Origin of the sequence: Lentzea sp. NPDC003310, from assembly GCF_040610935.1 — a bacterium.
Taxonomy (GTDB): Bacteria; Actinomycetota; Actinomycetes; order Mycobacteriales; family Pseudonocardiaceae; genus Lentzea.
Genome location: NZ_JBEXNC010000001.1, coordinates 255917 through 267425, shown reverse-complemented (window position 1 = coordinate 267425; position 11509 = coordinate 255917). Strand labels below are relative to the sequence as shown.

At 71.9% G+C, this 11509-nt stretch carries 13 protein-coding genes; 7 read left to right on the top strand and 6 right to left on the bottom strand.

What is annotated here, in order from left to right; translation table 11 throughout:
- Positions 1 to 35: 35 nt before the first annotated feature.
- The 4 genes from ABZX02_RS01275 to ABZX02_RS01260 all read left to right on the top strand — a co-directional run bounded on the left by ABZX02_RS01275 (position 36) and on the right by ABZX02_RS01260 (position 3974).
- Positions 36 to 599, top strand: a complete 564-nt coding sequence (locus ABZX02_RS01275) for a hypothetical protein (protein WP_355294088.1) — start codon at positions 36 to 38, stop codon at positions 597 to 599.
- A 6-nt stretch (positions 600 to 605) separates the two neighbouring features.
- Entirely contained in the window at positions 606 to 1313 is a 708-nt protein-coding gene (locus tag ABZX02_RS01270; RefSeq protein ID WP_355294087.1) for a hypothetical protein, read from the top strand.
- Positions 1314 to 1452: 139 nt separating this feature from the next.
- Positions 1453 to 2019, top strand: a complete 567-nt coding sequence (locus ABZX02_RS01265) for a helix-turn-helix domain-containing protein (protein ID WP_355294354.1) — start codon at positions 1453 to 1455, stop codon at positions 2017 to 2019.
- Complete coding sequence (locus ABZX02_RS01260; protein WP_355294353.1) at positions 2019 to 3974, top strand: ABC transporter ATP-binding protein; 1956 nt, start codon at positions 2019 to 2021, stop codon at positions 3972 to 3974. Before ABZX02_RS01265 ends, ABZX02_RS01260 begins: the two co-directional genes overlap by 1 nt.
- A gap of 10 nt (positions 3975 to 3984) precedes the next feature.
- Here ABZX02_RS01260 and rraA read toward each other — a convergent pair whose 3' ends face one another.
- From rraA to ABZX02_RS01230, 6 genes are read right to left on the bottom strand one after another with little or no spacing between them, the layout of a single operon-like run.
- Entirely contained in the window at positions 3985 to 4461 is a 477-nt protein-coding gene (gene rraA / locus ABZX02_RS01255; RefSeq protein WP_355294086.1) for a ribonuclease E activity regulator RraA, read from the bottom strand.
- A complete protein-coding gene (locus ABZX02_RS01250; RefSeq protein WP_355294085.1) occupies positions 4458 to 5057 on the bottom strand; it encodes a class II aldolase/adducin family protein in 600 nt (199 codons plus the stop codon). The genes rraA and ABZX02_RS01250 overlap by 4 nt, the downstream gene beginning before the upstream one ends.
- Complete coding sequence (gene otnK, locus ABZX02_RS01245; protein WP_355294084.1) at positions 5054 to 6283, bottom strand: 3-oxo-tetronate kinase; 1230 nt, start codon at positions 6281 to 6283, stop codon at positions 5054 to 5056. Before otnK ends, ABZX02_RS01250 begins: the two co-directional genes overlap by 4 nt.
- On the bottom strand, positions 6280 to 6927 hold the full coding sequence (locus ABZX02_RS01240; protein ID WP_355294083.1) for an aspartate/glutamate racemase family protein: 648 nt from the start codon (positions 6925 to 6927) through the stop codon (positions 6280 to 6282). The genes otnK and ABZX02_RS01240 overlap by 4 nt, the downstream gene beginning before the upstream one ends.
- A 1-nt stretch (position 6928) precedes the next feature.
- Positions 6929 to 8005 carry an isocitrate/isopropylmalate dehydrogenase family protein gene (locus ABZX02_RS01235; RefSeq protein WP_355294082.1) on the bottom strand — a complete coding sequence of 359 codons (1077 nt, stop codon included), beginning with the start codon at positions 8003 to 8005 and terminating at the stop codon, positions 6929 to 6931.
- 19 nt (positions 8006 to 8024) lie between these two features.
- A complete protein-coding gene (locus tag ABZX02_RS01230) occupies positions 8025 to 8435 on the bottom strand; it encodes a cupin domain-containing protein (RefSeq protein ID WP_355294081.1) in 411 nt (136 codons plus the stop codon).
- Between the two features lie 303 nt (positions 8436 to 8738).
- Here ABZX02_RS01230 and ABZX02_RS01225 point away from each other — a divergent pair, with 303 nt between their 5' ends.
- The 3 genes from ABZX02_RS01225 to ABZX02_RS01215 all read left to right on the top strand — a co-directional run bounded on the left by ABZX02_RS01225 (position 8739) and on the right by ABZX02_RS01215 (position 11495).
- Positions 8739 to 9611 carry a GntR family transcriptional regulator gene (locus tag ABZX02_RS01225; protein WP_355294080.1) on the top strand — a complete coding sequence of 291 codons (873 nt, stop codon included), beginning with the start codon at positions 8739 to 8741 and terminating at the stop codon, positions 9609 to 9611.
- A 211-nt stretch (positions 9612 to 9822) separates the two neighbouring features.
- On the top strand, positions 9823 to 11184 hold the full coding sequence (locus ABZX02_RS01220; protein ID WP_355294079.1) for a citrate:proton symporter: 1362 nt from the start codon (positions 9823 to 9825) through the stop codon (positions 11182 to 11184).
- Between the two features lie 8 nt (positions 11185 to 11192).
- Entirely contained in the window at positions 11193 to 11495 is a 303-nt protein-coding gene (locus ABZX02_RS01215; RefSeq protein ID WP_355294078.1) for a putative quinol monooxygenase, read from the top strand.
- The last annotated feature ends 14 nt before the right edge of the window (positions 11496 to 11509 follow it).

The following is an 11509-nucleotide window of genomic DNA, read 5'->3' as shown; positions in this document are numbered from 1 at the left end:
TGGGCAGGTTCGAACGTCCAATCGGGAGGTCAGTCATGGCTCAGGGTGTGACCACGGTCGTCAAGATCCTCGCGCCGATCGCGTTGGAGGCACTGGCGAAAGCCGCCGAGGCGTTGCTCGCCGGTGCCGCCTACGCCGACAAGAGAACGAGAGAGGTGGGGTCGGGCGACGACGGCGCCATCATCTCCACCGACACGTGGCAGTACTGCGAGACCAACTTCGCGTCCCAGTACGGCTACTACTACCAGGGGCTGCGTTCCCAGCCGACGACGGGCGACCTGCCGATCGCCGCGGCCGAGGACATCATCATCTGGGACAAGGACAACGGCATCTCCGACATCACCGCCTACCTGCAGGTGGTCTTCAAGGACTCGATCGCGCCGGCGGACTCGATCGAGATCTCGCAGAACCTCGGCCAGCTGTTCGCCTCCCGGTTCAAGGAGGAGTCGCTCGACTGGACGCCGTTCTCCAAGCGCTTCAACTTCCCCGACGGCCTGATCGTCGACTGCTACATGGTCACCGCCTCGGCGCACGACGTGCACGACAACCCGGCGGGTGTGGCGAGCTACTGCTTCGTCGCCTACAACCACGCCAGGTAGGCGACGATGCCGCTCATCTACCGCGGGATCCTGCTCGCGCCGGGCGGGCTGCCGGTCGTCGGCGACGCCATCGGTGACGAGCTCGGCGTGCGCAACGCCGACGTCGTCACGACCCTCTACAACGGGGTTCCGTGGGTCGCGCCGACCAACGCGGGCGCCCCTCAGGGGACGTCCGTGGCGCCGGGAAGCGGGTGCAACCTGCCCCCGCACCGGCGACCTCAGGGTCCGCCCTGGAACGGCACGAACAACAAGGCCGCGCTGAGGGTGTGGCAGCTCGACACGAACCAGCTGGTGCCCAACGAGCTCCAGTACGTGCCGGACCCCGCCCTCCTGACGCACGGGTTCCTCTCGCCGGCCGGGCGCATGCCGTTGCAGGAGTACCGCGACTACGTGCACTCCACGGCACCTCTGTGGACAATCGCTCCCGCTCCCCCACAGCCGTGCGCGGGGGCAGGGGCGGAAGGAGTGCCGGTGGACGTGGAGGAACGGGCCGCGCTGGTGGACGCCACGGCGTCCGGTGGCGACGTCGAGGCGCTGGTGGCGGAGCTCCGTTCCGCCAACGCCGCCGGCACGGGGCGGGCGGCCCTGATCGCCGAGCTGACGGCCGGGGTCGAGCGCGCCGAGGACGACGACGCGGCCGAGGTGCTGCGCACGGTCCTCGACCGGGTGACAGGGTTCTGCTCTCCGCACGCCCGCGTCGAGCTGACGGACTGAGAGCGCCTGGTGCGCACCTCACGAGGGTGCGCACCAGTTCTCACCTGCGCAAACGGATACCCATTTGACGGAGTGAGCGCTCACTCCGCATCATCGGGGTATGACACCAGCACCCGAGACCCGGCGTCGAGCGCCGGGCATGAGCGCCGAGGACCGGCGCGCCATGATCGTGCACGCGGTGCTGCCGCTCCTGGTCGAGCACGGCACCACCGTGACCAGCAGCCAGATCGCGCGCGCCGCCGGCATCGGCGAGGGGACGATCTTCCGCGCGTTCAAGGACAAGGACGAGCTGTTCGACGCCTGCACGGCCGAGGCGCTCAAGCCCGACCAGGTGCTCGACGCGATCGCCGAGATCCCCCTCGACCAGCCCCTGGAGGACCGGCTCGTCGAGGCAGCCGAGGCACTGGGCGCGCACCTCGAACGGATGGGCGCGCTGATGGGCGCCCTGCGCGCGTCCGGCCGGCCCAGGCACCCCGAGCACCGCGGCACCTGGAAGGGCGGGCGCCGCGAGTCGATGGCCGCCATCCGCGAGGCCGTGGTCGAGCTGTTCACGCCGGACGCGGATCGGCTGCGGCTGCCGCCGGAGCAGCTCGCCGCCCTCTTCCTGACCCTGTTGTTCGGCGGCCGCCGGATGGCCTCGGACGACGCTCCCACCACGCGCCAGGTGGTCGACTTCTTCCTGCACGGCGCCGTGGAGGCCGGATGATGCCGGGCGGCGTGGAGTTCGTGCTGAGCCGGCGCGGACGCCGCCGGACCCCCACGACGGTGCCGGACAGCGGGCTCACCGGGCCGGTCGACATCCCCGAGGCCAAGCCGGACGACGGCCCGAAGGACCTGCGGTCGCGGCTGCGGCGCGTGCGGACGTCCGTGGTGGGCACCGTCCGCGGCCTGCCGAAGGTCGCGCGGCTGACCTGGCAGGCCAGCCCGGTGCTGACCGTCCTGCTGGCGCTGATCACGCTGCTGTCCGGGTTGCTGCCGACCGCGACCGCGTACATCGCCAAGCTGCTGCTGGACTCCGTCGTCGCGGCGATCCAGGGCACCGGCACCACGCGCGACATCGTGAACGTCGCGCTGCTGCAGTTCGGCGTGCTCGCCGCGACCGCGGTCAGCAGCGCGCTGACGTCGATCGCGCAGTCGCTGCTGCAGGAACGCATGACGCTGACCATCCGCCACCGGGTGATGGCGCACGCCAGCGACCTGCACCTCGCGTACTTCGAGGGCTCGGCGTCCTACGACATGCTGCGCCAGGCCGCGCAGGAGGCGCCGACGCGCCCGTTGTCGATGATGAACTCCGCGCTCGGGCTCCTGCGGACGCTGATCACGTTCGGCAGCATGATCGCGCTGCTCGTCTCGATCAGCCCGCTGCTCGCCCTGGTCGCGCTGCTGGCGCCGATCCCGGCGTTCATCTCGCAGTCGAAGTACGGCACGCGCGCCTTCTGGCTGACGTTCGTGATGTCGCCGATCAAGCGCCGCATGGACTACCTGTCGTCGCTCGTCACCACCGACACGTACGCGAAGGAGACGAAGCTCTTCGGGCTCGGCCCGTACTTCGTCGACCGGTTCCGCCGGCTCGGCACCGTCTCCTACGAACGGCAGCGCAAGCTGACCGTCAACCGCAACGTCAGCTCGACGTCCTGGGGGCTGCTGAGCACGTTCGCGGGGTCGGCGATCACGCTGTACATCGCGCTGGAGGCGGTCGGAGGCCGGCTCACGCTGGGGGACCTCGCGCTGTACACGGCGGCGGCCGCGTCCGTGCAGACGTCGGTGTCCGGGCTCTTCACCGCGTTCTCCGGGATGTACGAGAACAACCTCTACCTCGACACCCTGTACCGGTTCCTCGACACGTTGCCGGAGATCACTGCACCACTGGAGCCCCGGCCGATGCCGTCCACAGTGGAGGGACACATCGAGTTCGACGGGGTGACCTTCAGCTACCCCGGCGCGCAGGAACCCGCGCTCGACGACGTCAGCTTCGAGATCCGGCCCGGCGAGACCGTGGCGGTCGTGGGCCGCAACGGCGCGGGCAAGTCGACGTTGTTCAAGCTGCTGTGCCGCCTCTACGACCCGACCGGTGGCCGCATCCTGCTCGACGGCGTCGACATCCGCGAGTACGACCCGGTCGAGCTGCGCACGCGGATCAGCGCGATGTTCCAGGACTACGTGACCTACCAGGGCACGGCCGCGGAGAACATCGGCCTCGGCGACCTGACGCGCCTCGAAGACAGGGCGCACGTCGAGGACTCGGCCCGCCGCGCCGGCGCGGACGAGCGGATCGAACGGCTGCCGCAGGGCTACGACAGCCCGCTCGGCCGCTGGTTCGACCAGGGCGTGAGCCTGTCCGGCGGCGAGTGGCAGAAGATCGCGCTGGCCAGGGCGTTCCACCGGGAGGCACCGATCCTGGTGCTCGACGAACCGACGTCGGCGCTCGACGCGCAGGCCGAGCACGACCTGTTCGCGCGCCTGCGGGAACTGTCCGAGGGCCGCACGACGCTGTACATCTCGCACCGGTTCTCGACCGTGCGGCAGGCGGAGCGGATCCTGCTGCTGGAGCACGGGAAGGTCGCCGAGTACGGCACGCACGAGGAGCTGATGGCGGCCGAGGCCGGGTACGCCGAGCTGTTCACGTTGCAGGCGAAGGCGTACCTGGACACGCCGGGCTGAACGGCCGGCGTCACGCGGGCAGCAGCGCCACCCCGTCGCTGTCCGCGTGCAGCACGTCGCCGGGCCGGAACTCGACGCCACCGATCACCACCGGCACGTCCACCTCGCCCGCGCCGGTCTTGCCGCTCTTGCGCGGGATCGTCCCGAGGGCGAACACGCCCAGGTCCATCCCGGCGAGGGCGGCGCTGTCGCGGACGGCGCCGTTCAGCACCAGGCCCGCCCACCCGTTCTCGACGGCCGCGGTCGCGATCAGGTCGCCGGTGAGCGCCGTGCGCAGCGAGCCTCCCCCGTCGACGACGAGCACGGCGCCGTCGCCGGGTGTGCGCAGGAGGCCGCGCACGAGGTCGTTGTCCTCGAAGCAGCGCACGGTGCGGACGGGGCCGGCGAAGGACGTGCGGCCGCCGAAGGAGCGGAACTGGAGGTCGCATACGCGCAGCGCGTCGCCGTGCTCGTCGACCAGGTCGGCGGTCGCGATGGGGGTGGTCATCGGGTCTCCTCGGGGTGGGGCGCGGTCGTGGTGCGCAGGCCTTGCAGCAGCAGGTGGATGCGGGCGGTCTCCTCGAGTTCCTCCGCGGCGTCGGCGGCGGTGAGGAGGTCCGGTCCCGCGACGAGCGAGCCGTGGTTGGCCAGCAGCAGGGCGTGGTGGGTGCGGGCAGCCCGTTCGGCGAGCGGGCCGAGAGCAGGGTCGCCCGGGGCGTGGAACGGGAGCAGCGGCAGCGTGCCGACGCGCATCGCGTAGTACGCCGTGAGCGGTGGCAGTGCGTTCGCCGGATCGAGGTCGGCGAGGCACGAGACCGCGACGGCGTACGTGGAGTGCAGGTGCACGACCGCGTTCGCGTCGGGACGGGCGCGGTAGACGGCGGCGTGCAGGAACGCCTCCTTGGTCGGTGGCGGGCCGCTCAGGTGTCGTCCGTCTTCGTCCACAACGGACAGTGCGGCGGGGTCGAGGTCGCCCAGGCCCACGCCGGTCGGCGTCACCACGATCCGGTCGCCGTCGCGGAAGCTCAGGTTGCCCGTGCGGCCGTGGGTGAGCCGGCGCGCGAACAACGACGCGCCGAGGGCGACGAGCCGCGCGGCGGTCACGGTGACCCCGCCGCTCGGACCAGCAGGTCGGGGCGGCCGAAGTTGCCCGACTTCAACAGCAGCGCGATCGGCTCGTCGTCCGTGGTCAGGCACCACGGCACACCGGTGTCCGCCTCCTCGCCCACGACCACCTGGTCGACGCCGAGCGCCGCGGTGACCGCACCGGACGTCTCGCCGCCCGCGACGACGACGCGCCGGGCACCGAGCTCGACCGCGCGTTCGGCCAGCAGGCCCAGCGTCCGTTCCAGCACCTCCGGGGTGTGGTCGCCCATCGCGGCACGGCCGGCGGCACGCCGATCCGGGGCGGCCGACGAGTAGAGCACCACGGGCTCGTCGCCGAAGTGCTCGTCCAGCCAGGCCAGCGCCGCACCGGCCAGGTCCGCCGGGTCGGGGGTGGCGACCGGGTCCAGGCGGTGGCCGGGAAAGCGGGCCAGGGCGTGGTCCAGCTGGCCGAGTGTGGCGGTCGAACAGCTGCCCGCCAGGATCACGGACGGCCCGCTCGGCAGTGCCGCCGGTGCGGCCGCGCCGGGTGTCGTCGCGGCGCGGGCGATCGCCCCGGCCAGTCCGGCACCCCCGCTCACCACCGGCAGGTCGGCGGTCGCTCTAGCCACGGCCAGCAGGTCGGCGTCCTCGGCGGCGTCGACCACGACGTGCCGGATCCCTTGTGCCGCCAACGTGTCCAGGTGCTCGCGGATCGCACCGGCACGCACGACGCCGAGCGGCAGCAGGCCGACCGGGTGCGGTGTCTGGCGGCCGAGCACGCGCACGAGGTTCGAGTCGGTCATCGGGGTGAGCGGGTGGTGGCGCATCGGGGACTCCGCCAGCAGCACGCCGTCCACGAACAGGTGGCCGAGGTACGTCGTGCGCCCGTGTTCCGGTGACGCCGGGCAGACCAGTGTCGGGCCGTCCCCGGCGAGCGCGTCGACGACCGGGCCGATGTTGCCCTCGTCCGTCGAGTCGAACGTCGAGCAGTACTTCACGTACAGGCGCTCCACCCCCCGTGCGGCCAGCCAGTCCCTGGCCCGCACGCTCTGCGCCACCGCCTCGCCGACGGGCAACGCGCGGGTCTTGAGCGCGACGACCACGGCGTCGCAGTCCGGGATCTCGACGTCGGTGTCCGGGACCCCGAACCGCAGCACGGTCCGCATCCCGGCCCGCCGCAGCGCGGCCGCGACGTCGCTGCCCCCGGTGTGGTCGTCGGCGACGCACCCGAGCAGCGGGCTCACGTCGTCACCCCGGCGAGCGCGGCGCGGACCGCCCGTGCGGCGAGCCGCGGCGGGCTGAGCACCGGGACCGCGAGCTCCGCCGCGACCGCGTCCGCCACCGGGTCGAGCGAGAACTGGCCCAGCACCACCACGTCGGCGTCGTGCTCGCGGGCGGCCGCGACCACGAGCCGGGCCGCCAGGGGAACGTCGTTGTGCGCCAACGCGTCCCGCACGCCGGCGACCGCAGTCCCGTGCACGACCGGGCCCGGCCCGAGGTGCGCCCGCAGCCGGTCGGCCGTGTCGCGCGTCCCGGCCTCGGCCGGCCCGAGCACCAGCACCCGCCCGGCGGCGGACCGCGCGACCTCGTCGAACAGCGCGCGGTCCGAGGGCAGCACCGGAACGGCGCTCGCCACCTCGTCGGCGACGGGGCCGTACATCGAGCACGTCAGCAGCACGGCGTCCGCGCCGTGGCCGGTGGCGTACCCGATCAGCGTGCGCATCCGGGCGCGGAGGACGGGCGTGAGCCCACCGGCCTGCTCGGCGTCGCCGATCAAGGTGTCGTCCAGCAGGTTCCACAGGCGCGCGCCCGGCATCTCGGTGGCGATCGCGCGGGCGGCGGGCGCCATCGGGGTCGGGGTGGCGTGCACGAGCGCGACCAATGCCATGTCAGGCGTTCTCGATCGCGGCCACGACGGCCTTCGTGAAACCGGACGTCGAGGCGGTGCCTCCGAGGTCGCGGGTGCTCGTCCCGGCGGCGACGGTCGCGGCCACGCCCTGCTCGACGCGCGCGGCGGCGTCGTTCAGGCGCGGGTCGTCGCGCCTGCCCGCGAGCCACGTCAGCAGCATCGCGCCGGACCCGATCATGGCGATCGGGTTGGCGACGTCCTGCCCGGCGATGTCGGGCGCGGAGCCGTGCGCGGCCTGCGCCATCGCGTGGGTGTCGGAGGAGTTGACCGACGGCGCGATGCCGAGCGAGCCGGCGATCTCCCCGGCGAGGTCGGACAGGATGTCGCCGAACATGTTCTCGGTGACGATCACGTCGAACGTGTCGGCGCGGCGCACGAGGTGCACGGTCATGGCGTCGATGTGGAAGTCGTTCACCGTGACGTCGGGGTACTCGGCGGCGACCTCGCGGCAGACGTCGCGGAACAGGCCGGTGGTCAGCCGGAGCACGTTGGCCTTGTGCACGATGGTGACGCGCTTGTCGCGCTGCAGGGCGAGCTCGAACGCGGTGCGCGCGATCCGTTCCGTGGCGGCGCGGGTGATGATGCCCATCGCGACCGCGACGTCCGGGGTGGGCATGTACTCGCCGGTGCCCGCGAAGGTGTTGCGGTCGGCGTAGAAGCCCTCGGTGTTCTCGCGCACGATCACCAGGTCCGTGCCGGGCACGACGGCGTTGCCGCCGGGGAAGGCCTTGGCGGGGCGGACGTTCGCGTACAGGCCGAAGTGCTTGCGGATCGTGCCGCTGGGGTTGAGCTGCGAGCGGAACGGCTGCGGGTAGGCGGCGCTGTCGTGCGGGCCGAGCAGCCAGCCGTCCAAAGTGGACAGGGCGTCGAGCGTCTCCTGCGGCGTGTGGGCACCGTGGGTCTCGATCGCCGTGGCGCCCAACGGGAGCTCGGTCCACTTCACCGGTGCGACGCCCGCCTTGTGCAGGGCGGCGTCGAGGACCGCGACCGTCGCGGGCACGATCTCCGGGCCGATGCCGTCACCGTGCAGGACGCCGAGGCGGTAGGGCTGGGTCATGGCGGGGGTGCCTTTCTTCTCAGCGGGAGTGCTCGGCGTCGACGCGGGTGGTCAGGCCGGTGGCGAGGATCGTGCGGGTGGCCTCGACGGACGCGTAGGTCCACAGGATGCGCATGGGCGCGGTGGCGGAGGCGTTGCGGAAGCGGTGCGGCACACCGGCGGCGACGTAGGTCGTGTCGAACCGGGTGAGCAGGTGCTCCTCGCCGTCGATCTCGACGACCGCGTCGCCCTCGAGGATCACGACGCTCTCCGGGCAGTTGTGGGTGTGCAGCGGGATGCCCGCGCCGACCTCGAACAACGTCTGCCCGTTCAGGAACACCTCGGCGCCGCGCGCCCTGGTCACGAGCGGGACCGTGCTCGCGCCGCCACCGCGGGAGAACGCGGTCAGGCCGGCCGGGCGCAGCACCGAGGCGGGGAAGGGAACGTTCATCGGCGGAATCCGATCCGGGTCGTGGTGAGGACGCCACCGTAACCCGAGCTTGGTATTTTGCCAATGAGTAATACCAAGATTGTGGCATGCCCCTCCCCTGACGCTCCCGGCGCGGAACCAGATCACGCGAGGCGACGACGGCCGCGGAGCGCCCCGGAACCCTGCCGGACGACGTCGTGATCAGCCGGTGCATCGTGGCTCGCCGGGTGCACGAGGGCGCCCCGCCGAGCGTGAACGACCCGGTGAACGTTCCGAGTCACGCCACTAGACTGCCCCGGACGACCGCACCACGAGGATGGACGCATGCCGCCGACTCCGCTCACCCGTCAGGTCGCCGCGCGCATCCTCGACTACATCCGGGCCGAACAGGTCGCCACCGGTACGCGCCTGGTCGAGCGCACGCTGGCCGACCACCTGCGGGTGTCCCGCTCGCCCGTGCGCAACGCGCTGCGCCTGCTCGCCGACTCCGGCGCCGTGACCGAGGCCGAGCGCGGCGGCTACACCGTCCTCACCACCGACCACGAGCTCGACCTCGGCGAGGAACCGGCCGACGACGCGGACGAGGCGATCTACCTGGCGATCGCCGCCGACCGGCTCGACGGCGTGCTGCCCGACCGCATCACCGAGAGCGCGCTGACCCGGCAGTACGGGCTCACCCCCGCGCAGCTCAACCGGATCCTGCGCCGCGCCTCCTCCGAGGGCTGGATCGAGCGGCTGCCCGGCTACGGCTGGGAGTTCCGGCCGACGCTGACGTCCGCGCGCTCCTACGCGGACAGCTACCGCTTCCGGCTGACCATCGAGCCGGCGGCGATCCTGGAACCGACGTTCGTGCTGGACCGGCCGGCGCTCGAGCACGTCCGCGCGCAGCAGCAGGAACTCGCCGACGGCGCGATCCACGAGCTCAACAACATCGAGCTGTTCAACATCAACCACGTCTTCCACGAGACGATCGCGGAGTGCAGCCGCAACGAGTTCTTCATCGAGGCACTGCGCCGCGTCGACCACCTGCGCCGCCTCGTGGAGTACCGCCGCTCCCTGCCCCGCGAGAGCGGCGTCGTGCGGTGCCGCGAACACGTCGAGATCGCCGACCTGCTGCTGGCCGACCGGCGCGCCGAGGCCGCCGAACGGATGCGCGAGCACCTCAGCACGGTCACCGCCGAGAAAACCGGCTCCTGACAGGCACGACACGCCGGTAGGTGATCGACGACCACCTACCGCGGCCGTGTTGCGACCAAGATTCTTGGTACTTCCCACTTGTAAAATACCGAGCAGCGCCCTACCGTCGCCTTCACCGTTTCCCGGACCCCGACGGCCGGTCGGCGCGGCACGAACCGCGTTCCGACCTCTCCGGCCGCCGCACTCAATCCGCGCGAGTGGAGAAGCAAAGATGCTTGCCGTTCTCGGTTTTCTCACGCTGGGCACGTTCATGGTGCTCGTGCTGCGCAAGTACGCCACGGCGTTCGTCGCCATCATCGCGGCGCCGGTCTTCTTCGCGATCCTCGCCGGCCGGGGCGGCGATCTCGGGGACATGGCCGTCAGCGGCATCAAGACCGTGGCGCCGACCGCGATCCTGCTGCTGTTCGCGATCCTGTACTTCGGCGTCATGATGGACGCCCGGTTGTTCGACCCGGTGTCCCGCGCGATCATCCGACTGTCCAAAGGGGACCCGGTCCGGATCTGCGTGGGCACCGCGGTGCTCGCCCTGCTGGTCGCGCTGGACGGCGACGGCACCACCAGCTACATGATCATCTGCTCGGCGTTCCTGCCGATCTACCGCAGGCTCGGCATCAACCCCCTGGTGATCGCGACGATCGCGACCATGGCGCTGGGCGCGGTGTCCGGCTCCACGCCGTGGGGCGGGGCCGCGACGCGCGCCATCAGCGTGCTGCACCTCGACGCGACCGCCTACTTCGTGCCGTTCCTGCCCTCGCTCGCCCTGACCGGTGGCGTCATCGTCCTGATCGCCTACCTGCTGGGGCTGCGCCAGCGCCGACGCGTCGACCCGCTGGTGATCGCCGAGGTCGCCCGGGAGCTCGCCGCGAGCCGCACCCGCGGCGGCGGTGGCACGACGACGACCATCACCGGCGGCTCCGCCGGCGCGGGCGACCAGGACGACACCGAGCAGGCCACGCCCCGGTGGCGGATGTGGTTCAACGCGGGCCTCACCACGCTGCTGCTGGTCCTGCTCGTGCTGGGCGTCGCGCCGCTCGTCACGCTGTTCATCGCCGGTTTCGTGATCGCCCTGCTCGTCAACCACCCGAAGCTCACCGACCAGGGCGAGGTAATCAAGAGGCACGCGGCCAGCGCGGTCCCGGTCGTGGTGCTGGCGCTCGCGGCCGGCATCTTCACCGGCATCCTCAGCGACACCGGCATGGTCGAGGCGATGGCGAAGTCGATGCTCTCGATCGTGCCGAGCGGGATGGGCAACCTGATCCCGTTGTTCACCGCCGTGATCGGCCTGCCGCTGAGCTTCTTCATGTCCAACGACGCGTACTTCTTCGGCGTGCTGCCCGTGCTCGCCGAGTCCGCCGCCCAGTTCGGCATCCCCGCCGACGAGATCGCCCGCGCCGGCGTCATCGGCCAGATGCTGCACTCGGTGGGTCCCGCGTCCGCACCGCTGTGGGTGCTGCTCGGGCTCGTCAAGCGCGACCTCGGCGACTTCCAGCGGTTCAGCCTGCTGCCGGTCACCCTCGCGTCGCTCGCCTGGATCGTCTTCGCCGTGCTCACCGGCGCCATCGGCATCGCCTGAGGAGAACCATGATCGCGCTCACCGTCTCGCTGCGGGTCCGGCCCGGCCACCGCGAACCGTTCCTCGCCGCCATCGCCCGCCAGGCCGAGCGGACCTTCACCGACGAGCCCGGCTGCGTCCAGTTCGACGTCGCCGTCGACGGTTCCGACGACCACCACTTCGTGTTCTACGAGCTGTACACCGACCAGGCCGCGCTCGACGCGCACCGCACCACCCCGCACTTCACCGCCTGGCGGGAGGCCGCGGGCGAGCACGTCGTGCCGGGCAGCCAGACCAACACCACCGCCGAACGCCTGCTGCACCACGCCTGAGCCGGGAGCCCCGC